A 24,525-nucleotide genomic window follows, 5' to 3' on the forward strand; every position below is an offset into this window, starting at 1 on the left:
GCACGCGCCCCGCCCGCTGCTAGCGGAAATCCGGATCAGCCCGGAACGCGATCCAGCACCAGCTTACCGCGTTCCATGTGCAACTGCCGGTCGGCCCGGGCCGCCAGCTCGCGGTCGTGCGTGACGATGACGAAGGCGGTGCCGGACTCGCGGTTCACGCGGGCCAGCAGGTCGAACATGCCGTGCGCGGTCTGGCGATCCAGGTTGCCTGTGGGTTCGTCGGCCAGCACGCAGGCCGGCCGCGTGACCAGCGCGCGCGCCAGCGCCACGCGCTGCCGCTCGCCGCCCGACAACTGGCCCGGGAAATGCCCTTCGCGCGCGGCCAGCCCCACCTGCGCCAGCACCTCGCGCGCGGCCAGGCGGGCCGACTCGCGCGGCTGGCGCCGCACGATCAGCGGCATGGCCACGTTGTCCAGCGCCGAGAATTCCGGGAGCAGGTGATGGAACTGATACACGAAGCCCAGGCTGCGGTTGCGTAGTTGGCTCTTGGCGGACTCGCTCAGGCCCTCGGCGGCCACGCCGTCCACGGTGACGTTGCCGCTGGTGGGCACGTCCAGCAGGCCCAGGATGTGCAGCAGCGTGCTCTTGCCCGAGCCCGAGGCGCCGATGATGGCGACCATCTCGCCGCGCTGCACGGTCAGCGATACGCCGCCCAGCACCTCGATGCGGGCCGGGCCCTCGTCGTAGATCTTGGCCAGGTTCTCGGCGTGCAGGGCGGGCGACGTCTTGTCGCCGTGGTGGGTCTTTTGGCTGTCAGTCATGGCGCAATACCTGTGCCGGTTGCAGGCGCGAGGCGCGCCAGCTGGGATAGAGCGTGGCCAGCAGCGACAGCACCAGCGACGTGATGCCGATGGTGACGATGTCGGCGGCCTGCGGATCGGACGGCAGCGCGCTCACGAAATACACCTCGCGCGGCATGAACTGGATGCCGAGCAGGCTTTCGATGAAAGGCACGATGACGTCGATGTTGTAGGCCAGGAGGATGCCCCCTCCGACGCCCACGATGGTGCCGATGACGCCGATCAGCGCCCCCTGCACCAGGAAGATGCGCGCGACCTCGCCCGGGCCCGCGCCCAGCGTGCGCAGGATGGCGATGTCGGACTGCTTGTCCTTGACGGCCATCACCAGCGAGGACAGCAGATTGAACGCGGCCACCGCCACGATCAGCGCCAGGATCAGGAACATCATGCGCTTCTCGGTCTGCACGGCGGCGAACCAGGTGCGGTTGCTCTGCGTCCAGTCGCTGGCCTTCACGCCTTCGGGCATCGACTTCTGCAACTGGGCGGCGATCTCGGGCGCGCGCTGCATGTCGTCGATGCGCAGCCGCACGCCCGCCGTGCCGCTGTCGCGGAACACGCGCGCGGCGTCTTCGGTGTCGATGAAGGCCAGCGTGGAGTCGTATTCGTAGTGGCCCGACGAGAACACGCCCACCACGGTGAACTGCCGCATGCGCGGCGTGAAGCCGGCCGGGCTGATGGAACCCTGCGGCGCCAGCATCAGCACCGTATCGCCCACGCGCAGGCCCAGCCCGTTGGCCAGTTCGTCGCCCAGCACCACGCCGTAGCTGCCCGGTTCGAGCGCCGCCAGCTTGCCGCGGGTGATCTGGTTCGGCAGGTCGGATACGGCGCCCTCGGTGGCCGCGTCGATGCCGCGCACCTGCACGCCGCGCAACGCCTGGCCGCGCACCAGCATGCCCTGCGCCGACACGAACGGCGCCTCGCCGACGACGGCGGGATTCTTCTTCGCATCGTCGGCCAGCTTTTGCCACTGGGCCAGCACGGTCTGCGACGACTCGCCGGGCTGCGACAGCTCGATGTGCGGCAGCACCGACAGCATGCGGTCGCGCACCTGCTTCTGGAAACCGTTCATCACGGACAACACCACGATCAGGGCAGCCACGCCCAGCGCGATGCCCACCATGGACGACCCGGCGATGAAGGACACGAAGCGGTCGCGGCGGCCCCGGCGGCCGCGCGCCGAGACCAGGCCCGCATAACGGGCGCCGATCCAGAACTCGTAGGGAATCTTGAACATGGATCAGTCCTGCCGCAGCACCTGGGCCGGCTGCAGCCGCGAGGCGCGCCAACTGGGATAGAGCGTGGCCACCAGCGACAGCGCCAGCGACGTGAGGCCGATGGAGAGGATGTCCCCCATCTGCGGATCGGACGGCAGCTCGTTGATGAAGTAGACCTCGCGCGCCAGGAAATGGATACCCAGCAGGCGCTCGATGAAGGGCACGATGATGTGGATGTTGTAGGCGATGAGGATGCCGCCGGTGACCCCCACGAAAGTGCCGATGACGCCGATCAGCGAGCCCTGCACCAGGAAGATGCGCGCGATCTCGCCCGGCCGCGCGCCCAGGGTGCGCAGGATGGCGACATCGGAGCGCTTGTCCTTGACCGCCATCACCAGCGAGGCCAGCAGGTTGAACGCGGCCACCGCCACGATCAGCGCCAGGATCAGGAACATCATGCGCTTCTGCGTCTGCACCGCGGCGAACCAGGTGCGGTTGTTGCGCGTCCAGTCGCTGGCCATGATGTAGGGCGGCAGCGTCTTCCGCAGCTCGGCCGCGATCCGGGGCGCTTGCTGCATGTCGTTCACGCGCAGGCGCATGCCCGCCGTGCCGCTGTCGGCGAACACCGCCGCCGCGTCGCGGTCGTTGATGAAGGCCAGCGAGGAATCGTATTCGTAGTGGCCCGACGAGAAGATGCCGGTGACGGTGAACTGCCGCATGCGCGGCGCGAAACCGCCCGGGGCCACGGCCAGGCGCGCATTGGCATTGTCGGGTTCGGTGCCGGCGCTGCTTTGCGGGGCCAGCATCAGCACCGTGTCGCCGGCCTTCACGCCCATGGTCTTGGCCAGTTCCTCGCCCAGCACGATGCCGTAGCTGCCGGGCTCGAGCGTATCCAGCTTGCCGCTGGTCATCTCGCGCGGGATGTCGGACACCTTGCCTTCGGCCACGGGATCGATGCCGCGCACCTGCACGCCCCGCACGGCATCGCCGCGCACCAGCATGCCCTGCGCCGCGACGAACGGCGCCTGGCCGATGATCGCGGGATTCCTGCCCAGGTCGCCGGCGAAATTCGGCCACAGCGTCAGCACGCGTTCGGGCGAGGCGCCCGGCACGTAGAGCTCGATGTGCGGCAGCACTGACAGCATGCGGTCGCGCACCTCTTTCTGGAAACCGTTCATCACGGACAGCACCACGATCAGGGCGGCCACGCCCAGCGCGATGCCCGCCATCGACGAGGCGGCGATGAAGGAGACGAAGCGGTCGCGTCCGCGCCGACCGCGCAGGGAGGCCATGCCCGCATAACGGGCGCCTACCCAGAGTTCATAGGGGATTTTCAGCACGAGCGGGATTATGGCATCAAGGATGAGGGGGCTCGTAGCGAAATGTGTGCAGAGTACGAGGGATGTTTGGCGAAAGGTTTCCGTGTAGACCAGCGGACTTTTAATCCATTGGTGCCGGGCCGCGCTCCATAGTTCCCCGACAAGGCGCCGATTCCGTCATTCCGCCCGTGACGGAAACGTCGCACTACAATCCCGCCCATGCTTATCGTCATCCCCGGCGCCCTGCCCCCGGCGTCCGTCGCGCCCGAACTGGCCAAGCGGCTGCCCAAGCAGGCGCCCGCCCTGCATGCCTGGCTGCAGGCCGGCCAGGCCCGGCCCGAGCCCTTCGACGTGCGTGCGCAGGGCTGTACGCCCTTCGAAGCCTGGCAGCTGGAACAGGCGGGCTTTCGCAGCCAGCCTGAACTGCCCTTCGGCGCGGGTCTCGGACCGCTGCTGGCCGCGCAGGCTCGAACCGACGCCAGGCGTCCTCCGGCCTCGCCGCCCGGCGCGGATGCGGCATCAGCAGACGCCTCCGCGACGCCGCCCCCTGCTGGCGCGGCATCAACCGATGACGGCATCTGGCTGGCCGACCTAGTCCACATGGCCCTGGGCACCGACCAGGCCTCGCTGCTTGAGCCGGACCAGATGGATTTGCGGCCAGAGGAAGGCCAGGCCCTTTACGACGCCGTCGCGCCGCTGTTCGAAGACACCGCCTTCTCCGCCGCCCCCCTGGCTCCCCACCGCTGGCGCGTGACCCTGCCCGACGGCCTGCGCCCCCACACCGGCAGCCCACGCGCCGTGGCCGGCCACAACCTGAATGCCTGGTGGCCGCAGGACGCCGCCATGCGCCCCTGGCGCCGCCTGCTCAACGAAATCCAGATGGCCTGGTACGAGCACCCGGTAAACGAAGCCCGCGCCGCGCGCGGCGTCGCCCCGGTCAACGGCCTGTGGCTGTACGGCGGCGCGGCGCCCTGGCCTATCCAGCAGCCCGCGCCGGACCACGCCCAGCTCATCACCGATCTGGACGCCGCCCACCGCGCCGGCGACTGGGCTACCTGGCTGGACGTCCTGGCTCGCCTGGACAAGACATATCTCGCGCCGCTGGCGGGCTCGGAGAAATCCGCCCTGCCCGCGCAACCCACCGAATTGCTGCTGCTCGGCGAAGACCGCCGCGTCCGGCTCACCCTGAAACCGCGTACCGGCCTGCTGAAATGGCTGCCGGCGCCCAAGAACGACTGGAACACCTGGTGGTCTCGCCCCGTCTGACTGTACGCCCGACCGACGCCGCAGCCTGCAGGCTGCTGGAATCCGCCGGCATCCATCCCCTGCTGTCGCGCCTGTGGGCCGCGCGCGGCGTCACGCATCCCGACCAGACCCGCCTGGCCTGGCCCGCGCTGCTGCCGCCCAGCGGCCTGACGCATTCCGCGCATGCCGCCGGCGTGCTGGCCGACGCCATCCAGCAGAACAAGAAACTGCTGATCGTGGCCGACTACGACTGCGACGGCGCCACCGCCTGCGCCGTGGGCCTGCGCGCCCTGGCCGCCATGGGCGCCGACGTCGACTTCCTGGTGCCCAACCGCTTCGAAACGGGCTACGGCCTGTCGCCCGCCGTGATCGAGCTGGCCTGCACGCACCGCTGCGGCAAGCCCGACATCATCATCACGGTGGACAACGGCATCGCCAGCGTGGACGGCGTGGCCGCGGCCAATGCCGCCGGCATCGGCGTGGTCGTCACCGACCATCACCTGCCGGGCGACACCCTGCCCGACGCGCTGGCCATCGTGAACCCCAACCAGCCCGGTTGCGGCTTCCCGTCCAAGAACCTGGCCGGCGTGGGCGTCATCTTCTACATGATGCTGGCGCTGCGCGCCGAGCTGCGCCGCCGCGGCGTGTATGCGGCCGACGGCGGCCCGCGCCTGGACGCGCTGGCCGACCTGGTGGCGCTGGGCACGGTCGCCGACGTGGTCAAGCTCGATGCCAACAACCGACTGCTGGTCACGCAGGGCCTGCAGCGCATGCGCGCCGGCCGCATGCAGCCCGGCCTGCGCGCCCTGTTCGCCGTGGCCAGCCGCGAACCGCGCACCGCCAGCGGCTTCGACCTGGGCTTCGCGCTGGGCCCGCGTATCAACGCCGCCGGTCGCCTGGCCGACATGAGCCTGGGCATCGCCTGCCTGACCACCGACGACGAGGCCGAGGCGCTGGACATGGCGCGCCAGCTCGACCAGATCAACCGCGAACGCCGCACCATCGAGGCCGAGATGCGCGACCAGGCGATGGCCGCCATGGCCGATCCCTCGGCCGCGCCGGGCGCCACCGTCTGCGTGTTCGACCCGGGCTGGCACCAGGGCGTGGTGGGCCTGGTGGCTTCGCGCCTGAAGGAAAAGTTCTGGCGCCCCACCCTGGCGTTCGCGCCGGCGGGCGACGACGAGATCCGCGGCTCGGGCCGCTCGATTCCCGACGTGCACCTGCGCGACGTGCTGGATCTGGTGTCCAAGCGCCATCCCAACCTGATCCGCAAGTTCGGCGGCCACGCCATGGCGGCCGGCCTGACGCTGGGCCGCAACGACTTCGCCACCTTCGCTCCCGCCTTCGATGCCGCCGTGCGCGAACTGACCGGCCGCGACCACTTCGAACCGCTGATCGAGACGGACGGCACGCTGGAATCCGGCTACGCCAACGCCGAAGTCGCGGGTCTGCTGAACCAGCAGGTCTGGGGCGCGGGCTTCGCGGCCCCGCTGTTCCTGGACGAGTTCACCGTGCGCGCGCAGCGCCTGGTGGGCGAGAAGCACCTGAAGCTGTCGCTGGAACGCGGCCACCAGCGCTTCGACGCCATCTGGTTCGGGCACGATCAGTCGGTGCCCGAACACGTGCAGGTGGCCTACCGGCTGGAGCAGAACGTGTGGAACGGCATGGTGTCGGCACAGTTGGTGATCGAGCACGCCGAGTAGGCCTGCCAATCCAGCCTCACGGACACAAACGCCGCCCCAGGGCGGCGTTTGCACATCCGGGCCGGGCGCCCTGCCTGCTCACCAGCCTGGCCGGCTGCAACACCGCGATCGCCGCCCCCCACACCTACAACCGCCCCCCGAACCGATCTCCCCCCAGACAAGCTAAAATGCCAGGTTTCGCAGAAAAGTCATATCAAGGATCGCCATGGAAGCCGAACGCCAGAACCAGATCGCCGCCCGCCTCGCCGACTACGCGCAGCGCGAGCTGGCGTTACGGGGGTATCTTTGACTACGATGCCAAGACTGAACGCCTGCACGTCGTAAACGCCGAGCTCGAAGACCCGGCCGTCTGGAACGACCCCAAGCACGCCCAGGACCTGGGCCGTGAAAAGAAATCCCTCGAAGACGTCGTCACCACGCTGACCGAACTGGGCAATGGCGTGGCGGATGCGCGCGAACTGTTCGAGCTGGCCGCGTCCGACAACGACGACGCCACCCTCGAAGCCATCGAGCAGGACGCCGACGGCTTCCAGGAACGCCTCGAGGGCCTCGAATTCCGCCGCATGTTCTCCAACCCGGCCGATCCGCTGAACTGCTTCGTGGACATCCAGGCCGGCGCCGGCGGCACCGAGGCGCAGGATTGGGCTTCCATGCTGCTGCGCCAGTACCTGAAGTATGCCGAGCGCAAGGGTTTCAAGGCCGAAGTGCTGGAAGAGTCCGAAGGCGAAGTGGCGGGCCTGAAGTCGGCCACCATCAAGCTCGAGGGCGAGTACGCCTTCGGCTACCTGCGCACCGAGACCGGCGTGCACCGCCTGGTCCGCAAGAGCCCGTTCGACTCCTCCGGCGGCCGCCACACCTCGTTCGCCAGCGTGTTCGTCTATCCCGAGATCGACGATTCGTTCGAGATCGAGGTCAACCCCGCCGACCTGCGCGTGGACACCTACCGTGCCAGCGGCGCGGGCGGCCAGCACATCAACAAGACCGACTCGGCCGTGCGCCTGACGCACATCCCCACCGGCATCGTCGTGCAGTGCCAGAACGACCGTTCGCAGCACCGCAACCGCGCCGAGGCCATGCAGATGCTGAAGTCGCGCCTGTACGAGCTGGAAATGCGCAACCGCATGGCCGAACAGCAGAAGCTGGAAGACTCCAAGACCGACGTGGGCTGGGGCCACCAGATCCGTTCGTACGTGCTGGACCAGAGCCGTATCAAAGACCTGCGCACCAACGTCGAAATCTCGAACACGCAGAAAGTGCTGGACGGCGACCTGGATCCCTTCATCCAGGCCAGCCTGAAGCAAGGCGTCTGACCTCCCGTTGCCACCCCGATCAGCGAGGCACAGCATGACCGACACCATTGCCATCCTTACCGGCGCCTCGCGCGGCCTGGGCGCCGCGCTGGCGCGTGGCCTCGCGCGCCCCGGCGTGCGCCTGGTCACGCTGGCGCGGCGCGACGACGCCGAACTGGCCGAATTCGCCCGCGCGCAAGGCGCCGAGCTGCAGCAGGTCAAGGTCGACCTGTCGGACCTGTCCGCCACGCAGCGCACCGCCGACCAGATCGCGCGCCAGCTCCCGCACGACGCCAGGCGCTACCTGCTGATCAACAACGCCGGCACGGTGCAGCCGGTGTCGCCCTGCGCCGGGCTGACCGACGCCGCCAGCATCACGCAGGCGTTCAACCTCAACGTCAGCGCCGTCATGCTGCTCACCGCGCGCTTCCTGCAGGCGGTGCGCGGCATGCAGGCCGACCGCCGGGTGCTCAACATCTCGTCGGGCGCCGGCCGCAATCCCAACGCGGGCTGGGGCGTGTACTGCGCCACCAAGGCCGCGCTGGACATGTACACCCGCGTGCTGAAGCAGGAACAGGGCGACGACGGCGTGCGCGCCGTCTCGCTGGCCCCCGGCATCGTCGACACCGACATGCAGGAAACCATCCGCGGCAGCGACCCCGCCAGCTTCCCCGCCCTGGCCAAGTTCCAGGAATTCAAGACCGCCGGCCAACTGGCCTCTCCCGCCGACGTTGCCACGCGCATCCTCGCCTACCTAGACCGCGACGACTTCGGCACGACCGAAATCGACGACATCCGCCATTACCGCTGAACCCGCCATGACCGACCAAACCGCCGCCCCCGCCCAGGACGAAAACCGCTTGATCGCCGAACGGCGCGTCAAGCTGGCCAAACTGCGCGAAGCCGGTGTCGCGTACCCGAACGACTTCGTACCCGACGCCCGCGCCGCCGACCTGCACGCCAAATACGACGATCAGGAACAGCCCGCCCTGGAAGAAGCCGCGGTGCAGGTCAAGGTGGCCGGCCGCATGATGCTCAAGCGTGTCATGGGCAAAGCCAGCTTCGCCACCCTGCAGGACAGCACCGGCCGCATCCAGCTCTACCTGGAACGCGGCACGCTGGGCGAAGACGTCTACGCGGCGTTCAAGCAATGGGACATCGGCGACATCATCGCCATCGAAGGCCGCATCTTCAAGACCAACAAGGGCGAACTGTCGGTGCACGCCACCGCCGCGCGCCTGCTGTCGAAGTCGCTGCGCCCCCTGCCCGACAAGTTCCACGGCGTGGCCGACCAGGAACTGCGCTACCGCCAGCGCTACGTCGACCTCATCATGACCGACGCCACGCGCCGCACCTTCGAGGCGCGCAGCAAGGCCATCGGCAGCATCCGCCAGTTCATGCTGGAATCCGGCTTCCTCGAGGTCGAGACCCCCATGCTGCACCCGATCCCGGGCGGCGCGGCGGCCAAGCCCTTCATCACGCACCACAACGCGCTGGACATGGAAATGTTCCTGCGCATCGCGCCCGAGCTGTACCTGAAGCGCCTGATCGTGGGCGGCTTCGAGCGCGTGTTCGAAGTCAACCGCAACTTCCGCAACGAAGGCGTCAGCCCGCGCCACAACCCCGAATTCACGATGATGGAGTTCTACGCGGCCTATGCGGACTACCGCTGGCTGATGGACTTCACCGAGCAGGTCATCCGCGGCGCGGCCATCGCCGCCACCGGCAGCGCCGTGCTCACCTACCAGGAACGCGAGCTGGACCTGTCCAAGCCGTTCGACCGCCTGACCATCTGCGAAGCCATCATCAAGTACGCCCCCGGCTACACGCAGGAACAGCTGGACGACATCGCGTTCGTGCGCGCCGACCTGAAGAAGCATGGCGCGGACGTCGATGGCCCCGTGCTGTCGCGCGCCGGCCTGGGCGCGCTGCAACTGGCGCTGTTCGAGGAAACGGCCGAGTCCAAGCTCTGGAACCCGACCTACATCATCGACTACCCGGTCGAGGTCTCGCCGCTGGCGCGCGCCTCCGATACCCGCGAGGGCATCACCGAGCGCTTCGAGCTCTTCATGACCGGCCGCGAGATCGCCAACGGCTTCTCCGAGCTGAACGATCCCGAAGACCAGGCCGAGCGCTTCCGCTCGCAGGTCGAGGCCAAGGACGCGGGCGACGAGGAAGCCATGTTCTACGACGCGGACTACATCCGCGCCCTGGAATACGGCATGCCCCCCACGGGCGGTTGCGGCATCGGCATCGACCGCCTGGTCATGCTGCTGACCGACAGCCCCAGCATCCGCGACGTCATCCTGTTCCCGCACCTGCGCCGCGAAGACTGAGCGGGCCGCGCCATGATCGCCAAGATCCTCGTCATCGTCGCGTTCCTGGTGCTGCTGATGTATGTGGTGCTGCCCAAGCGCGGCGTGCTGGCGGCGCCCCCCGGCGCCGACCAGCGCACCTACACGGCCTTGCTGCTGACGGCCGCCGTGATGCTGATTGCATCGCTGTGCTGCGTGGCCTTCTGGCTGGGCCAACTGTCGTCGGACACCGGCCACGAAAACAGCACCCTGCTGCCCGTGGCCGGCGTGCTGCTGGCCGTCTCGGTGGCCTGCGCGGGCGTGGCATTGCTCAAGCGGCGCCGATAAGCTAGCGCGGAAAGCGCGCCCGCCACCTCAATACCTCACCACCGCCTCGTCACGCGACTCGCGCGCACCCTGTTTCCCGTCGTGTACCGGCGCGTGTGTCAGCCGACGCCCGGGCACCCCGAACTGCGCCATCAGTTCTCCATAGGCCGCTTCGGCCAGGCTGCGCGATGCCTCTGCAATCACTTTCGGACGGCTGAACGAGGCGCCGCCAGCGCCCGACACCACCTTCACGTCCTGCCCCGAACCGAGCGCGCTGAACGCCGCCTTGACCTCATAGGTGCGCGTATCGATCAGACTGAAGGCTACCGACAGATCCAGCCCCAACGCGCGCGCGGCCGCCGTGCCGAACGCCATGCTGCTTTCGTTGAACTGGATGTCGTTCACCGTGCCGAACAGCACATAATCGGCACCCGCGAACTGGCCCCGCCGGATGCGCGAGATGACATCGAACAGCTTCTCGTCGGGCTTGCCCGGATGCGCCCTGGCCTGCACCAACCGCACTCCGCCTCCTTTCAGGATGGCGCCTTTCAGGTCGGCGGTGTATTTGCGCAGCTCGCCATGCTCGATGTACGAATACGCCCCCTCGGTCTCGAAATAGCGGCTTTCGGCCTGTGCATTCAGGCGTTCGCGCGATGAGAACGTGCGCGGCCCCTCGCGCTCGCTGGCGCTGGCCTGCACGCTGCGCTTGTCCGAGGCCGACACCACGCGGAAATATTCGCTGACCCGCTCTTCGTAGGCCAGGTCGGTCACGGCGATCCGGGGCTCGGCGCCTCGTGCGGACGGCGCCAGCGCCAGGCCGAACGCCAGCGCCGCCGCCATACGGTGAAGAAAACGGTGCATGTCTTTCTTGTCCATGGAAGTGGCCATCAGCGTCGGGTCGTCTTGCGGATTTCTTTCTCGTCCTGCCATTCGATCGTGCCCGCCGACACGTCGTACAGCTTCAGCGTCATCTTGTAGTACACGTCCTTGATGCCGCGGGTCTGCTTGACGATGGAGCCGATCTCGCCTTCCAGCGTGTACTGCGCGCCCACCATGTTGCCCATCTTCGCCTTGCCGGGGCCGCGGTACAGGCCGCTCTGGTTCTGGCGCTGCAGCTCTTGCACACCGCCCTCCATCTCGTCCATGCTGCGGGTGAAGCGCACCTTGTTGCTCTTGACCAGCTGGGTCTGGATGGTGTTCATGATCGACTTGGTGTCGATGTACTCGCTGGTCTTGTTGCGCACCGGGGCCAGCGACAGCGCCGGTCGGCCATCGAGCACCGGGCTCTGCAGCAGCGACCCGGTCATCCGCTCGGCGATCATCTGCAGGTCGGTGGAACCGAACTCGTTGGTCACCGTCTCGACCGCCTTGGCATCGCCGTAGCTCACGCCCGAGGCCGAGTCTACCGTGGGTTGCATGGTCTGGCAGCCGGACAGCGCCAGCATCGCCAGGATCGTCGCGCCGCGCGCGTACAGGCTGGAATTCATGAATGCTCCATCTATGTTGAAAACTGATGCAACGTGCCGCGCGGCACGTCGCCCCGCGTCCGTCATGGCGACTCCGCGCTCATCTCGATGCGGAAATCGACGGCCTGCGGCCCGCCGGCCACGCCGGTCACGTACCGGTTCTGCAGACCCAGGAACGTCAGCGGCTTCCACGCCTGCTCGTCGCCCTGCTGCATGCCGTCGGCATCGAGCCAGCGGAAGCGGAAATAGAGCTGCGCGTTGCTGTGGCGGGTGTTGAGGATCTCGGCCTGCACGACCATCACGTCGTTGCGCCGCTGAGAGCGCAGGCTTTCTACCCGCAGGCCGCGGACCGAATCGCGCACCATCAGCTTGGCCGCGATACCGGCCGACGCGGCATGGGAAGGCGCCTCCATGGCCTGGGCTGCCGCAGGCGGCGGACACGCCAGCAGACTCGCCGCCATCACTATGCCGGCGGCGGACAACAATATCTTCTTCATCGGGTGGCTCCAGCGGAACACGGACATCATTGCAACGACGCGGACCGGGCCGCTTTCCTGGCCCGCGGCGCCTTTTTGGCAGGCGACGCTTCGTCGGCCGTCGGCGGCTTCGCCTGCAGGCTGGCCAGGTCGCCGAAATGGCCGGCCCTGCCGTAATAGGCGACCGCCGGAAACGCCCGCACGGGAACGACCATGTGGCGACCGCTCACCTTGATCTGCTGCGCGGGCTGCAGCGTGCCCGGCAGCGCGAGCTCGTAGTCGCCCGGCTTGAAGAAACCACGCGCCACATACACGCGGCCCGGCAGCGAGCGCCACATCCGATCATCAGCCGGCGGCTCGGCCACCGCGGCCACGATGTTGCCCAGCAGGCCGGCCAGCGGCCCCATCTCGCGGTTCACCACTGCCTGCGCGGCGGCCTTGGCAACCATGCGCACTGCGGCGCGCGCCTGCATGCCGGGCAGGTCATCCTTCAAAGCGCGGCGCGCCATCACATTGAAATCCGCGACAAGGCCGGCCTGCAGCTCGGTCTCGCCGATGCGTATCGAGCCAATCTCGGGCACGTCGACGGTCGGCTCGATCACGGGATACGATATGCCGACCGTGATCAGCCCGCCTGGAGTCGGCACGGGAAACATGAACCGGCGGGATTGGCGCGCAGGCGCGTGGCCGGCCTCGATCACGAACAGCACGTCGGTGGCGCCATCGCGGAGCTGCTCGCCGGGCCGGCCGTCCAGGCCCGCCAGGGCCGACTCCAGCACCGGCGTGCCCGGCCGCAGCTCGAGCGCGGTGCGATAGCCCGGTGCGGCCAGGCCAGGCTCGTTCAACGCCTCATAGACGAAACCGGAAAGATAGTGGCTCAGCGCGTTCTGGTAGCCGTTCATCAGCGCCAGAACCTCGGGATCTTCCAGGGTTTCAATGGGATACCCCTTCAGTTCCGTGCTCTGCACCTGAGCGCCTTTTTCCTTCGCCTCCTCCTCGGCGGCGAGCGTCAGGCGGCTGCGGTACTCGGCGATGATCGCCTCGCGCTCGTGGGTGCGCTTGATGTCCACCCGGGCGTTCTCCAGGTCGCCGGCCGACAGGCGGTTCAACGCCATCACCGTGGTCAGCATGACTTTCTCGTAGTCCTGCACCTCGTATTCGCGGCTGCCGTCGCCCATCAGCGTGGCGCCCGCCTGGCGCAGGACCTCGGTAGTGGCGCCGCGCGCGGCATCCTCCCAGGTCTTGACCGCGGCGTCGGCGATTCCCAGCGCAGCCAGGCTTTGGTCCGGGCTGGACGCCATGCGCAGCAGTTCGCCCTTTTCCAGGTTCAGCAGCACGTCGTTGGCGTTCTCGCCCTGCAACTGGGCGTCCACGTGAGCCAGTGCCTGCGGCAGACGGCCCTGCTGGGCGTCGTCCATGCTCTGGCCGACCTTGCTCTGGTGCGTCGCGGCGCATCCAGCCAGAAATGAAATCAATCCAAATAATGCAAATATTCTCGTTTGAAACAATACGGCACGTATTGAATGGACCTCTCGGTCCCGCGACAGAAGGCCACCCTTAGTGTTGCTCATCGCACTTTCCCCAGTGATCTCAGGAGGTTGCAAGTCTCTTGATTGCGGCGGGGTGGGTCATCCTCCGAATGGGTGATATGCTTTTGTCTTCAGCGCAAGGAAAGGTTTTTTTCTTTTGGTTTCATAATTCCGGGACGGCTTGTCCGCTCCCCGCATGGACCGGACACCATGGATGCCACCGCCAAGACCGTGCAGGCCATCGAAAGCAATCTCTACGAAGGCGTGCTGGACGATACGAGCTGGAAGCAGGCGCTCACGGGCATTGCCGAACTGGCCGGCGCGCCCTATGCCTGCCTCATGTCGCGCAATGCAAATTCGGGCTATTTCGAATTCCTCGAAACGGTCGATACGCCCGAGGCCGCCATCAGGGCCTACAACGAAGAATTCCACGCCCTGAACCCGATCAACACGCTGCCCGTGCTGCGGCGTCCCACCGAGCAATACCTCGATCGCCAGGTACTGGGCGAGCGGCTGGAGAAATTGCCGTTCTACCAAGAGTTCCTGCGTCCCCACGGCATTTCTTTCATGATGGGGCACAAAGTCGGCATCTTCGAAGGCGTGGACTGCAACCTCTCCATCCACCGCACCCTTGGCGAACAGCCGTTCGACGACATGGCGGCCGCACGGGTGGCGCACCTGCACACTGCCCTGGAACGCGGATTCAAGCTGCGTTTCCGCCTGCGCGCGCTCGAGCAGCAGAACCTCTGGAACCGCGGCGCGCTCGACCGGCTGGGCTGTCCCATCCTCATCGCGGACGCGCAGGCGAACATGCTGCAAACCAACCAGGCCGCCGACGCCTGGCTGCGCGGGCGCGACGCCATGTTCGATCGCATGGGCCGCACCCGCTTCGTACTGCCGAAAATCCAGCGCATCCTGCGGCAGGCCTGCGGCCTGGACGGCCCCGTACGCAGCGCAGCCGTGCAACTGCCCGATGGCCGCGGCTCATCCACCGTGCTGATGATCGCCCTGCCGCTGCCCGAGGCCCAGGCCGAGGCGCGCGCCCTGTACGGCCGCGCCGCCATGCTGGTGGTGCTGGGGGCGGGCCTGTCCACCAACATGCCGCGCGCCGTGCTGCAGTCGGTCTTCCACCTGACCCCGGCCGAAATCCGCCTGCTGTCCCTGCTGGCCCGCCAGGACAGCCTGCGCGAGGCCGCCGAGACCCTGTCGGTCTCGCACGAAACCGCGCGCACCCAGTTGAAGTCCATCCTGCACAAGACCGGCGCGCGCCGACAGCAGGAACTGATGCGCCTGACGACCGAACTGGGCCTGCTGCCCGACGATCCGCCACCGGCCCGCGGCCTGGCCTAGGCTGAATCGACATAAGGAAAGAAGCGCACAGAGAGGAGATGATTCGGATCTGCCGCTGCGCTACGGCAAGTAAAGGCCGCTCCACAAACGTTTCGCCCGCTGGGCGGCAGCCGGGGATACATGGCCTTACGCCTCCCCGTCCTTGCCGCTGTAACGATCTTCCAACGCGGTCCACTGCGGATAATCGAACAGGTTCCACAGCGCGCGGTGATCCAGCATTGCATCGCGCTGCGCATGGGTCGAGCCCTGCTCGGCCAGGCTGGCCAGCATGCGCGCGCCAGCGAACGACAGCGCACGCGTCAGCGCATTCGGATAGATGGCATAGCGATAGCCCAGCTCGCGCAGCCGCTCGCCCGTCAGGATAGGCGTGCGCCCCCCTTCCACCATATTGGCCAGCACCGGTGCGTCCACCGACTGTGCCACCTGGGCCAGTTCCTGTTCGGATTCCGGCGACTCGACAAAAATCACGTCGGCTCCGGCCTCGCGATACCGATTGGCGCGATCGATGGCCGCGGCCAGGCCCTGCGTGGTGCGCGCGTCGGTGCGCGCCACGATGTGCAGGTCCGCATCGGCACGGTTATCTACCGCCGCCTTGATGCGATCGATCATCTCGCGTTCGGGCACGACGGTGCGGTTGGGTTCGTGGCCGCACTTCTTGGGCCAGGCCTGGTCTTCGAGTTGAATGCCAGCCACCCCGGCACGCTCCAGCTCGCGCACCGTGCGAATGACGTTCAAGGGTCCGCCATAGCCGGTGTCGGCATCGGCGATCACGGGGATGTCGACCACGTCGCAGATCTGCCGGACGCGATCCAGCACCTCGGAGAACGACATCAGCGACACGTCCGGCGCCCCCAGCGCGCTCATGGAGATGCCGGAGCCGGTGACATAGACCGCCTGAAAACCGGCACGCTCCACCAGCCGCGCGGTGATGCAGTCGTAGGCGCCGGGCACGATGTTCAGCGCATCGCCTTGCGTCAGGGCCGACAGCAGGCGCGTGCGCGCCGGTTTGACGCGCAGTACGCCGGGAACCGCGTTGGCGGGAATTTCACGAGAGAGGGTCAAGATGCTTCCTTGGAAACGGCCTGCGGGCCGGAATGCGAATAGAGGGACCGGCCTGCCTGAGGCAAGTCGGCGCACAGCACCGAACCGCTGGATGATTCGGTGATGAACAAACGATTAGGCTGATCGACGCCGAACGCTACATTGGTGGCGAACGGGCCCGTGCTGGGCTCGATACGGGCGATGGGTTCGCCCAGCCTGCTGAACTGCCAGACGGTCAAGCCCGAGTGCGCCACCACAAGGTTGTCGTCCACGTCCATGGCCAAACCATCGGGCCCGCCCAGGCTGCCCGACAATTGCAGGAACACCCCCACCTTCGAGACGCCCCCATCCAGCATCAGCGGTACACGCCACACCGCATTGGCGCGCGTCACAGCAAGGTAGAGAATGGATTGCTCGCGGTTGAGCACCAGGCCGTTGGGGCTGGGCACGTTGGAAAGCAGGCATTCCAGCCGTCCGTTGGCATTCAGGCGATAGACGCGGCCAGTGGCGTCATGCAGGCCGGTCTGCCCCTGGTCGGTGAAATACAGATTTCCCTGCATGTCGAACGTCAGGTCATTGCAACCCCGGAAATGTTCGCTGCGTGCGCGCTGGACCACCGGCTCGACCCTCCCGCGCGCCACGTCCAATTGCAGAATGCCGTTGCGGTAGTCGGCGACGAACAGCCGTCCGTCCGCATGCATGGCCAGGCCGTTAGGCTCGCCGTCGTACTCGATGATCAGTTCCCACTGGCCCGCGGGCGTGATGCGGAAGATCCGGCCAAACGGGATATCGGTCACATACAGATTGCCCTGGCGATCGAAGGTGGGGCCTTCCAGAAACGAATGGACCGTCTGCCCATGCTTGTTGGCGTCTGTCCAGGCGGAACGCACACCCTTCTTGCGGAACGCGTCGGGCATGGACGTGAACACTTGCGTGGCGATCACTGGCGGTGGAGCGAACATGGAACACCTGCTTGGGAAAAGTCGGGAAAGGCGCTGCCGGGCACGCATGCATGCCTGAAGCGACGCCGGATATTCAAAGAGATACTGGGTCCGATCACTGAGGTTTGATGCCGGCTGCGTGGCTCACCTCGGTCCAGCGGCGGGTCTCGTCGCGCACGACCTTGCCGAACGCCTCGGGACTGGACGGCGTCACCTCCGCGCCCTGCTGGGCAAAGCGTTCGACCAGCGCCGGATCGGCAAGAGCCTTGTGGATCAGCGCGCTCATGCGGGACACAATGGCCGGATCGGTGCCGCGCGGCATCGCCACGCCATACCAGTTGTCGACAGCGAAGCCCGGCAAACCACTTTCGGCGACGGTGGGAACATCAGGCAAGGCGGCGACCCGCCGCGCGCTGCTGACGGCCAGGATCTTGATCTTGCCCTGCCCTCTCTGCGGCAGCGCCGTAGGCACGGCGGTGAACAGCAGGTCCGCGCTGTCCGCCATCACCCCCAGCAAGGCTTCGCCGCCCCCCTTGTACGGAATGTGGGCGATGTCGATGCCAGCATCGCGCTTGAACAGTTCCGCGGTCATATGCGGTGAGCTGCCATAGCCGCCCGAACCGAAGTTGAGCTTGCCCGGATGGCTGCGGGCGTAGGCGATCAGATCACGCACCGAGTTGAATGGCGAGCGCTCGGGCACCACCAGCGCCATGGGCGTGCTGATGGCCGCCCCCACCGGCGCCAGGTCTCTGGCCTGATCCCACGGCAGCTTTTCGTACAGCCCGGGCAACATCGCGTAGCTGGACTCGAACAACAGCGCGGTATAGCCATCGGGTGCCGCCTTGGCCACGTAGTTGGTGCCGATGGTGCCGCCCGCACCCGGCTTGTTTTCCACGATGAACGGCTTGCCGGTCTGCACCCCCAGGCTCTGAGCCAGTTGGCGAGCCGTGAAATCCACCGTGCCGCCGGCGGCCCAGGGCACCACGATCTTGACCGGCTGACTGGGCCATGCGGCCGCATCCTGCGCGGCCACGCCGCGGGCAATGCTCATGACGGCCAAGCCAAACACTGCTGCCAGGTAAAGTTTTTTCATTGTTTCGTGTCTCCTCATTGGTGTCGGTCGTACTCGCACTACTTTTTTCTATCTGATAGAATTTAATTCTATTTAATAGACTATCAGTGCCGCGCTGCCCCGTCAATTGCGGACAACACTTGGGATATAGTTCGCACAAATGCCTCGCTATCCTGTTCGCCCCGCCGATGCCGCGTTTTCCGCCGAAGGCGGAGTCACCGCCGTAGACCGCGCCCTTACCGTGCTCACCGCATTCCGCGACGACGACAGAACCCTGTCTTTGGCCGAATTGAGCAACCGCACGCAGATGGTGCGCAGCACCACGCTGCGCCTGCTGGCCTCGCTGGCGCACTTCGGATTCGTGCAGAAAACAGTTGATGGAAATTACGCGCTGGGACCGTCGGTAGCCCGGCTGCACCGGGTCTACTCAGCCTCGTTCAGCCTGGAAGCCCTGGTACCCGAGGCACTGCGCCAGTTGGTGGAGCGCACCCAGGAAAGCGCGTCGTTCCATGTCCGCCAGGGGGATCAACGCCTGGTGCTGTACCGTGTCAATTCCCCTCAGCCCCTGTCGGACCAGAGCCGCGTGGGCGACCTCTTTCCGCTGGATCGCGGCACGGGCGGGCACGTCCTGCTGGCCTTTGCCGGCGCGGTCGGCGACCGCTACGACCGTATCCGCGCCGAAGGCATTTCCGCCATGCCCGTCAGCGACCGCACTCCCGATCTGGCTGGCATCTCGGTGCCGGTCTTCGACGCACGCCAGGAGGTGGTGGGCGCGGTCACGCTGACCATGCCCGCGCAGCGCTACGCCGTGCGGCACTGCGAGACCGTCCGGGAAACCGCGCGCGCGCTGACGCTCAAGCTGGGTGGCGCGGTGGACTGACGCAGGATGCGCGCAAAGCAACATGGCCCGCCCTCCGGATCGAGAGCAGGCCATCGGAAAAACTTACTACGACTTATCCAGGTCATCCCACAAGTTCGGGATCATCGCCGCCCATCAGGCCAGTTCGCCCGTGACCTGCGGGAACACGCGCTGGTAGCCCTCGCCGTACCGAATCTTCAGATCCGAATTGCGCGCCGCCTGCACGCCGCGCTGCAAGGCCACGCGGGTGTAGTACTCCCACAGATGCTCCTGCGCAGCCATGGTCTCGAATGCGCGGCGCTTGGTCTCCCAGACCGGCGAGATGTCCAGCAGCACATCGGGCTTCCATTCGCATTGCTCGGGCTGGTGCGGCTCGAACAGGAACACCGGTGGCGCCCCCAGCACGCCTTGCTGCGGATGGTGTCCATGCGCTTGCGCAATCACGCGCGCTTCCTGGGCGACGTGCGTGGCCAACGGATGGTCGAAGTTGTACGGATCACGCTGCGAATGCGTCAGCACGAAGGCCGGCCGCAGTTCGCGGTAGATATCGACCAACTCGAACAGCGCCTGGTCGGGCACACGCAAGGGGTAATCGCCGCAATCCAGGAACCGGACCGAAGCGCCCAGGATGCCCGCCGCCTTTTCCGCTTCTTCGCGGCGGGCGGCTTTCACGCGTTCCAGCGTCATGCCCGGTTCGCGCCACAGCTTGGCCGACTCGCCGCGTTCGCCGTAGGACAGGCAGACGACGACCATGTTCCAGCCCCGGCTGGCATACAGCGCGATCGCGCCCCCGGCGCGCCAGACGAAATCCGCCGAATGCGCGCTGACGACCAGGCCGGTCTGTTGCTTGGTGCTGCTCATGAATTGCTCCCTTGAATTGGCCGGCTGGGCATGCACTCAATCGGCGTGCACGCCAGCCTGCTTGATGACGCGTTCCCATTTGGTGGTTTCGGCGGCGACGAAGCGGCTGAAATCGGCAGCGCTGCCTGGCGTCAGTTCAGCGCCCATCTCCGCCATGCGCTGCCGCACATTCGCGTCGGCCAGCGCCTTCTGCAGCGCCTGGTTCAGGCGCTGCACCACCTGCTGCGGCATGCCGGCCGGCCCGATCAGGCCCCACCACACCGCGGCCTGCGCGCCCGGCATTCCCTGGTCAGCCACGGTCGGCACCTCGGGCAGCAGGGGCGACCGCCTGGCATCGAGCACCGCCAGCGCGCGCAGCTTGCCCGACTGGACATGCGGCACGACCTCCAGCGGGTTGATGGCCATGAAACCGATACGCCCGCCCAACAGATCCGTGACGGCGGGCGACCCGCCCTTGTACGGCACATGCAGCGCCTGGAACTTGCCCTCGCGCTTGAGCAGTTCGCTGGCCAGATGCCCCGAACTGCCGTTGCCGGCGGAAGCGTAGGTCAGCTTGTCGGGATGGGCGCGGCCGTAGGCCACCAGATCCTTCAGGCTCTTGAATGAAGCATCGGAAGGCACCACCACGACCAGCGAGGCATAGCCGATGGCGCCCACCGCCGCGAAATCCTTGGCGGGGTCGAAAGGCAGCTTGGAGAACAGCGCCGCGTTGGCGGCCAGGGTGTTCGAGGCCGTCAGCAGCGTATAGCCGTCCGGCTGCGCACGCGCCACCGTCTCCATGCCGATGTTGGTCGCGGCGCCGGGCCGATTGTCCACGATGATGGGTTGCCCCAGGTCCTCCGACATCTTCTGCGTCACCAGACGCGTGACGATATCCACGCCACCGCCCGGCGAGTAAGGCACGACCACGCGTATGGGTTTGTCGGGGAACGCCTGCGCGCCCTGCGCGGCGCCGGCCCCCGCCAGCGCGACCGCCAGGCCGCAGGCGCGCAGCAGGCGTACCAGGACATGTGAAGTCCGTTGCATCGATGTCTCCTGTTTACAGGAACGCCGGTGGCGTCCCATTTTTGGTATGAAGGTGACAATGATCGCGCCGGATCATTAATATGATCCAATACTTTTCAGACCAACTTTTTATTTTGATTCCAAATAACCATGGAATTTCGCCAGCTACGCTACTTCGTGGCGGTTGCCGAAGAACTGAGCTTCAGCGCTGCCGCCCGGCGGCTTCACGTCAGCCAGCCGCCACTGAGCCTGCAGATCAAGGCATTGGAAGAAGAACTGGGTTCGGTGCTGCTCGAACGCACCAAACGCCATGTCGCGCTGACTGAAGCCGGCGCCCTGTTCCTGGAACAGGCCCGCGCGGTCCTGCGGCACATGGACCGCGCCGGGGAAGTGGTGCGGTTGGCCTCGCGCGGCCTGGCCGGCGAGTTGCGCCTGGCCTTCACGGCGTCGGTGCCCATGTTCGATGCGTTTCCCCGGCTGATCCACCGTTTCCGCAGCGCGCATCCACAGGCACGCGCCGACCTGGCCCACATGTCCACGGGCCAGCAGTTGCGCGCCTTGTCGGACAAGACCATAGACGTGGGCTTCCTGCGCCCTTCCCTGTTGTTCTGCGCGCCAGCCAGCGTTGCCACGCTGCCGCTCTGGAGCGACCGCCTCGCCGCTGTCCTGCCCGATCATCACCCGCTGGCGCAAGCTGCGCAGCCCCTTCCCTTGACCGCGCTGAAGGACGAACCCTTCATCCTGTTTCCACGTGGACTGGGCTGCGGCCTGTTCGAGCATGTCATGGTGTTGACCAGCCGCGCGGGTTACGCTCCCCGCCTGGTGCAGGAGGCCCGTGAAGGCGCCACCATCCTGGGCCTGGTGGCCGCGGGCATGGGCATCTCCATCCTGCCGGAAACGTATGCGCGCAGCGGCGTGCCCGGCGTGGCGTACCGGACGATCGACACCCCCGACGCCGCCAGCCAGTTGCTGTTGGCCTACCGCCCCGATGACGATGCACCGCTGCTGCGGCGGTTTCTCGATACGGTCCGGGAGAGCGCCCTGGCGGAGAACGCCTCCACCATCGCGGCTTCCGTGCCTGCCTGAAACCGGCCTGCCGCAGCCATCCTGCCGGGCACCTCAGAACTTGTACGTCGCGCTGACCACCGCGCTGCGGCGTGCGCCATACCAGCAATCCCCGCGCGACAGGCACGTCGCCACATAGGTCTTGTCGGTCAGGTTGTTCACGTTCAGCGCGTAGCGCCATTGGCTGGACTCGTACGACAGCATGGCGTCGACCAGCGTCACGGATGCGATCTGCGGTCCCGCCCCGTCGTGGAACGACGACATCCAGCGCGTGCCCGCGCCCACCGCGAAGCCGTCCAACCCGCCCACCGCGAAGCGGTACTTGCCCCACACCGCCGCCTGGTGGCGCGGAATGCCTTCGAGCTTCTTGTCCAGGTCCAGGTAGTTGTAGTGCGCCACCACGTCGAACGACGAGCCCAACTGGCCGCGCCACTCCAGCTCCAACCCCTTGGTCGTGGTCTCGCCGGTCTGCACGTTGTTCAGGCCGCCCGAAGGATCCGGCACCAGTTGGTTCTCTTCCTTCAAGTGGAACACCGACGCGGTGAACATGCGGCGGCCATCCGCCGACTGGTGCTTCACGCCCGTTTCCCACTGCTTGCCGCGCAGCGGCTTGTACACCTCGGGCACGTCGCCATCGGGCGTGCTGCGCGTGGTGCCCGCCACCGGCGTGAACGACTCGCTGTAGCTGACGTACGGCGACCAGCCATTGTCGAAGGCGTACATCAGGCCGAAGCGCTTGGTCGTGGCCTGCGATTTTTCGACGTCGCTGCCTTCCTGCTCGCTGCGGGCCCGGTCATGCCGGATGCCGGCGGTCACGATCCAGTTGCGGTCGATCTTCATCTGGTCCTGCAGATAGATACCGGTCTGGCGCTGCTTGTACAGCGGATCCTGGCTCAGTTCGGGCGCGGTGTAGTTGCCGTACACCGGCGCGTACGCATCGATGGAGTCGTAGCCGAACCCGCTGCGGCGCTCGCGGCGGTAGTTCGACCAGTCCAGGCCCACCAGCACCTGGTGCTCGACGATGCCCGTGCGCACCTTGCCCAGCAGGTGCTGGTCCAGCGTGTTCATGCGCACCTTGGTGATGGAGTCGTCGGCATAGCGGCCGATGATGCGCTTGTCGACCGGGTCCAGCGACCAGCCGCCCGGCTCCGAGAACGAGTCCGCGTAATGGGTCAGGTAGTCGACCCTGTTGTTCGCATGGCGGAATCCCTGGCTGAACGACCACTGGTCATTGAATTGGTGCTCGATCAGCCAGCCGAAACTGCGCCGCTCGGAATCGTACTTGTCGTGTCCGGGCTCGCCGATGAAGCGGTAGGTCGGGATCCTGCCGTTCGGATTGCCCAGCCGCATGCCTTCCCACGGCATGAACTGCGCGCTGGAGCCCGATTTATCCTTCTGATAAAGCGCCTGCAGGGTGATGGAGGTGGCCGCGCTGGGCTTCCACGTCAGCGACGGCGCCACCAGCGTGCGGTCGTCCGGCACGTAGTGCACCTGCGTATCGGCATCGCGCTTGACCGCCACCAGGCGGTACAGCCATTGGCCATCTTCGGTCACCGGCCCGGTCAGGTCGATCTGCGCCTGCTTGCGGTTGTGGCTGCCCAGTTGCACGCCCACCTCGCGCTGCGCTTCTTCCTGCGGGCGCTTGCTGACCATGTTGATGATGCCGCCCGTGCTGCCTTGCCCATACAGCATGGCCGACGGACCGCGCAGCACTTCGATGCGCTCCAGCATGTAGGGATCGGTGCGCGTGGTGCTGGTGTAGTAGTCATAAGCCTGGCGCAGGCCGTCCAGGTAGATCACCGGATCGGTGCCGCGCACGCGCATGCCGTCCGAGCGGGAATCCACGCCATAGGCATCCGAACGCACGCCGGCCGCATATCCCAGCGCTTCCTGCAGGCTGGTGGCGCCCTGGTCCACGATCTGCTCGCGCGGCACCACGGTGACGGACTGGGCCGTCTCGATCAGCGGCGTATCGGTCTTGGTCGCCGTGGCCGATCGGCGCGCCGAATAGCCGTAGACGGGACCGGTCGCCGTTTCCTCCCCCGCCCCTTCCACTTTGATGGCCGGCAGCGTGGACGTCGTCGCGGGGGCCTGTTGCGCGATCAGCACGGTCGGCAGCAATCCGAGCGCCGCAGCCAATGCGGCGCGGCGATAGCGTGGGGGGGAATGCACGGGAACGTCTCCTGGATAGGGATTCTTGGAGCAAAAATGTTAATCGTTCTCGTTATCAACAAAATAAGTGACGGATGGATTTATCATCCAAACGGGTGATGAGTGTCGGATTCAGGCAACATGCGGAGCATCGCGATGCTCGCAAGCCGCTCGGCCTGGCAGGCCGTACCTCTGGGTTGGCTGCGTGTTGGCGGCCAACATCCGCAATGGCGTCGCGGTGCTGGATGCACACCTCGAAAACCGGCCGTTCATCGCGGGTGACGCGTTGACGCTCGCCGATATCGACATCGCGGCCGTTTTCCCAATACCGACGGGCCGGCGCGCCCTACGACGAATTCCCTCACCTGGCCGCCTGGCAGGAGCGCCTGCTCCAGACCGTGCCGGCATGGCCGCAGACGCGAGAGATGAAGTCGAGCAACGCATGGGGGCAGCCCTGCAGGCCACACGCTGAAGCGCTATCCGCAGAATCCGGGGCCACCGGGACACGTTCCGCGGAG

23 protein-coding genes are annotated in these 24,525 nt (G+C 66.8%); 10 read left to right on the plus strand and 13 right to left on the minus strand.

Going from position 1 to position 24,525, the window contains the following annotated elements; genetic code table 11:
* Positions 1-35: 35 nt before the first annotated feature.
* From A7W11_RS16665 to A7W11_RS16675, 3 genes are read right to left on the minus strand one after another with little or no spacing between them, the layout of a single operon-like run.
* Positions 36-761, minus strand: coding sequence for an ABC transporter ATP-binding protein (locus tag A7W11_RS16665; protein WP_066415401.1), 726 nt, complete (start codon positions 759-761; stop codon positions 36-38).
* Positions 754-2,034 carry a lipoprotein-releasing ABC transporter permease subunit gene (locus A7W11_RS16670; protein WP_066415408.1) on the minus strand — a complete coding sequence of 427 codons (1,281 nt, stop codon included), beginning with the start codon at positions 2,032-2,034 and terminating at the stop codon, positions 754-756. Before A7W11_RS16670 ends, A7W11_RS16665 begins: the two co-directional genes overlap by 8 nt.
* A 3-nt stretch (positions 2,035-2,037) precedes the next feature.
* Positions 2,038-3,354 (minus strand): lipoprotein-releasing ABC transporter permease subunit, encoded by a 1,317-nt coding sequence (locus A7W11_RS16675; RefSeq protein WP_082887299.1) that lies wholly within the window; start codon positions 3,352-3,354, stop codon positions 2,038-2,040.
* Positions 3,355-3,552: 198 nt separating this feature from the next.
* Here A7W11_RS16675 and A7W11_RS16680 point away from each other — a divergent pair, with 198 nt between their 5' ends.
* The 6 genes from A7W11_RS16680 to A7W11_RS16700 all read left to right on the plus strand — a co-directional run bounded on the left by A7W11_RS16680 (position 3,553) and on the right by A7W11_RS16700 (position 10,212).
* Positions 3,553-4,599: a hypothetical protein gene (locus tag A7W11_RS16680; RefSeq protein ID WP_066415415.1), complete on the plus strand. Its 1,047-nt coding sequence runs from the start codon at positions 3,553-3,555 to the stop codon at positions 4,597-4,599.
* The gene (gene recJ, locus A7W11_RS16685; protein WP_066416165.1) at positions 4,581-6,281 is read left to right on the plus strand and encodes a single-stranded-DNA-specific exonuclease RecJ; all 1,701 of its coding nucleotides are present in this window, start codon (positions 4,581-4,583) and stop codon (positions 6,279-6,281) included. The genes A7W11_RS16680 and recJ overlap by 19 nt, the downstream gene beginning before the upstream one ends.
* Before the next feature lie 205 nt (positions 6,282-6,486).
* A protein-coding gene (gene prfB / locus A7W11_RS27535) for a peptide chain release factor 2 (RefSeq protein ID WP_156523118.1) occupies positions 6,487-7,591 on the plus strand; the annotation gives its coding sequence in 2 pieces (ribosomal slippage) (positions 6,487-6,567 and positions 6,569-7,591; 1,104 coding nt in all).
* 34 nt (positions 7,592-7,625) lie between these two features.
* Positions 7,626-8,381 carry an SDR family oxidoreductase gene (locus A7W11_RS16690; RefSeq protein ID WP_066415418.1) on the plus strand — a complete coding sequence of 252 codons (756 nt, stop codon included), beginning with the start codon at positions 7,626-7,628 and terminating at the stop codon, positions 8,379-8,381.
* Between the two features lie 7 nt (positions 8,382-8,388).
* Positions 8,389-9,906 carry a lysine--tRNA ligase gene (gene lysS, locus A7W11_RS16695; protein WP_066415421.1) on the plus strand — a complete coding sequence of 506 codons (1,518 nt, stop codon included), beginning with the start codon at positions 8,389-8,391 and terminating at the stop codon, positions 9,904-9,906.
* 12 nt (positions 9,907-9,918) lie between these two features.
* Positions 9,919-10,212, plus strand: coding sequence for an LPXTG cell wall anchor domain-containing protein (locus A7W11_RS16700; RefSeq protein WP_066415424.1), 294 nt, complete (start codon positions 9,919-9,921; stop codon positions 10,210-10,212).
* Positions 10,213-10,239: 27 nt separating this feature from the next.
* Here the strand turns inward: A7W11_RS16700 and A7W11_RS16705 are convergent, their stop codons facing one another.
* From A7W11_RS16705 to A7W11_RS16720, 4 genes are all read right to left on the minus strand, one after another.
* Positions 10,240-11,067, minus strand: a complete 828-nt coding sequence (locus A7W11_RS16705) for a penicillin-binding protein activator LpoB (RefSeq protein ID WP_156523119.1) — start codon at positions 11,065-11,067, stop codon at positions 10,240-10,242.
* An 11-nt stretch (positions 11,068-11,078) separates the two neighbouring features.
* Complete coding sequence (lpoB, locus tag A7W11_RS16710; protein WP_082887301.1) at positions 11,079-11,678, minus strand: penicillin-binding protein activator LpoB; 600 nt, start codon at positions 11,676-11,678, stop codon at positions 11,079-11,081.
* Positions 11,679-11,740: 62 nt separating this feature from the next.
* On the minus strand, positions 11,741-12,154 hold the full coding sequence (locus A7W11_RS16715; RefSeq protein ID WP_162270282.1) for a YcfL family protein: 414 nt from the start codon (positions 12,152-12,154) through the stop codon (positions 11,741-11,743).
* A gap of 26 nt (positions 12,155-12,180) precedes the next feature.
* Positions 12,181-13,551, minus strand: coding sequence for a COG3014 family protein (locus tag A7W11_RS16720; RefSeq protein WP_066415435.1), 1,371 nt, complete (start codon positions 13,549-13,551; stop codon positions 12,181-12,183).
* 321 nt (positions 13,552-13,872) lie between these two features.
* Between A7W11_RS16720 and A7W11_RS16725 the strand changes: the two genes are divergently transcribed.
* A complete protein-coding gene (locus A7W11_RS16725) occupies positions 13,873-15,012 on the plus strand; it encodes a helix-turn-helix transcriptional regulator (RefSeq protein WP_066415437.1) in 1,140 nt (379 codons plus the stop codon).
* 126 nt (positions 15,013-15,138) lie between these two features.
* Here the strand turns inward: A7W11_RS16725 and A7W11_RS16730 are convergent, their stop codons facing one another.
* From A7W11_RS16730 to A7W11_RS16740, 3 genes are all read right to left on the minus strand, one after another.
* The gene (locus A7W11_RS16730) at positions 15,139-16,074 is read right to left on the minus strand and encodes an isocitrate lyase/PEP mutase family protein (protein ID WP_235816897.1); all 936 of its coding nucleotides are present in this window, start codon (positions 16,072-16,074) and stop codon (positions 15,139-15,141) included.
* Entirely contained in the window at positions 16,071-17,015 is a 945-nt protein-coding gene (locus A7W11_RS16735) for an SMP-30/gluconolactonase/LRE family protein (protein ID WP_082887303.1), read from the minus strand. Before A7W11_RS16735 ends, A7W11_RS16730 begins: the two co-directional genes overlap by 4 nt.
* A gap of 94 nt (positions 17,016-17,109) precedes the next feature.
* Positions 17,110-18,087 (minus strand): Bug family tripartite tricarboxylate transporter substrate binding protein, encoded by a 978-nt coding sequence (locus A7W11_RS16740; protein ID WP_066415454.1) that lies wholly within the window; start codon positions 18,085-18,087, stop codon positions 17,110-17,112.
* Positions 18,088-18,226: 139 nt separating this feature from the next.
* Between A7W11_RS16740 and A7W11_RS16745 the strand changes: the two genes are divergently transcribed.
* Positions 18,227-18,946, plus strand: a complete 720-nt coding sequence (locus tag A7W11_RS16745) for an IclR family transcriptional regulator (protein WP_066415456.1) — start codon at positions 18,227-18,229, stop codon at positions 18,944-18,946.
* Between the two features lie 114 nt (positions 18,947-19,060).
* Here the strand turns inward: A7W11_RS16745 and A7W11_RS16750 are convergent, their stop codons facing one another.
* Both A7W11_RS16750 and A7W11_RS16755 read right to left on the minus strand, forming a co-directional pair.
* On the minus strand, positions 19,061-19,786 hold the full coding sequence (locus A7W11_RS16750) for a PIG-L deacetylase family protein (protein WP_066415459.1): 726 nt from the start codon (positions 19,784-19,786) through the stop codon (positions 19,061-19,063).
* 36 nt (positions 19,787-19,822) lie between these two features.
* On the minus strand, positions 19,823-20,812 hold the full coding sequence (locus A7W11_RS16755) for a tripartite tricarboxylate transporter substrate binding protein (RefSeq protein WP_066415463.1): 990 nt from the start codon (positions 20,810-20,812) through the stop codon (positions 19,823-19,825).
* Between the two features lie 129 nt (positions 20,813-20,941).
* Here A7W11_RS16755 and A7W11_RS16760 point away from each other — a divergent pair, with 129 nt between their 5' ends.
* Complete coding sequence (locus A7W11_RS16760) at positions 20,942-21,877, plus strand: LysR family transcriptional regulator (protein WP_066415466.1); 936 nt, start codon at positions 20,942-20,944, stop codon at positions 21,875-21,877.
* 33 nt (positions 21,878-21,910) lie between these two features.
* Here A7W11_RS16760 and A7W11_RS16765 read toward each other — a convergent pair whose 3' ends face one another.
* Positions 21,911-24,028: a TonB-dependent siderophore receptor gene (locus A7W11_RS16765; protein ID WP_082887305.1), complete on the minus strand. Its 2,118-nt coding sequence runs from the start codon at positions 24,026-24,028 to the stop codon at positions 21,911-21,913.
* A gap of 187 nt (positions 24,029-24,215) precedes the next feature.
* Between A7W11_RS16765 and A7W11_RS28040 the strand changes: the two genes are divergently transcribed.
* A complete protein-coding gene (locus tag A7W11_RS28040) occupies positions 24,216-24,479 on the plus strand; it encodes a glutathione binding-like protein (RefSeq protein WP_156523120.1) in 264 nt (87 codons plus the stop codon).
* Positions 24,480-24,525: the final 46 nt, after the last annotated feature.

It is taken from the genome of Bordetella ansorpii (genome assembly GCF_900078315.1).
In the GTDB taxonomy this organism is placed as follows: domain Bacteria; phylum Pseudomonadota; class Gammaproteobacteria; order Burkholderiales; family Burkholderiaceae_B; genus Bordetella; species Bordetella ansorpii.

Coding starts and splice junctions, on each gene's coding strand:
- A7W11_RS16665 (WP_066415401.1), bottom strand. CDS start 761: ATGACTGACAGCCAAAAGACCCACCACGGCGACAAGACGTCGCCCGCC.
- A7W11_RS16670 (WP_066415408.1), bottom strand. CDS start 2,034: ATGTTCAAGATTCCCTACGAGTTCTGGATCGGCGCCCGTTATGCGGGC.
- A7W11_RS16680 (WP_066415415.1), top strand. CDS start 3,553: ATGCTTATCGTCATCCCCGGCGCCCTGCCCCCGGCGTCCGTCGCGCCC.
- A7W11_RS16690 (WP_066415418.1), top strand. CDS start 7,626: ATGACCGACACCATTGCCATCCTTACCGGCGCCTCGCGCGGCCTGGGC.
- lysS (WP_066415421.1), top strand. CDS start 8,389: ATGACCGACCAAACCGCCGCCCCCGCCCAGGACGAAAACCGCTTGATC.
- A7W11_RS16700 (WP_066415424.1), top strand. CDS start 9,919: ATGATCGCCAAGATCCTCGTCATCGTCGCGTTCCTGGTGCTGCTGATG.
- A7W11_RS16705 (WP_156523119.1), bottom strand. CDS start 11,067: ATGGACAAGAAAGACATGCACCGTTTTCTTCACCGTATGGCGGCGGCG.
- lpoB (WP_082887301.1), bottom strand. CDS start 11,678: ATGAATTCCAGCCTGTACGCGCGCGGCGCGACGATCCTGGCGATGCTG.
- A7W11_RS16715 (WP_162270282.1), bottom strand. CDS start 12,154: ATGAAGAAGATATTGTTGTCCGCCGCCGGCATAGTGATGGCGGCGAGT.
- A7W11_RS16720 (WP_066415435.1), bottom strand. CDS start 13,551: ATGGACGACGCCCAGCAGGGCCGTCTGCCGCAGGCACTGGCTCACGTG.
- A7W11_RS16725 (WP_066415437.1), top strand. CDS start 13,873: ATGGATGCCACCGCCAAGACCGTGCAGGCCATCGAAAGCAATCTCTAC.
- A7W11_RS16735 (WP_082887303.1), bottom strand. CDS start 17,015: ATGTTCGCTCCACCGCCAGTGATCGCCACGCAAGTGTTCACGTCCATG.
- A7W11_RS16740 (WP_066415454.1), bottom strand. CDS start 18,087: ATGAAAAAACTTTACCTGGCAGCAGTGTTTGGCTTGGCCGTCATGAGC.
- A7W11_RS16745 (WP_066415456.1), top strand. CDS start 18,227: ATGCCTCGCTATCCTGTTCGCCCCGCCGATGCCGCGTTTTCCGCCGAA.
- A7W11_RS16750 (WP_066415459.1), bottom strand. CDS start 19,786: ATGAGCAGCACCAAGCAACAGACCGGCCTGGTCGTCAGCGCGCATTCG.
- A7W11_RS16755 (WP_066415463.1), bottom strand. CDS start 20,812: ATGCAACGGACTTCACATGTCCTGGTACGCCTGCTGCGCGCCTGCGGC.
- A7W11_RS16760 (WP_066415466.1), top strand. CDS start 20,942: ATGGAATTTCGCCAGCTACGCTACTTCGTGGCGGTTGCCGAAGAACTG.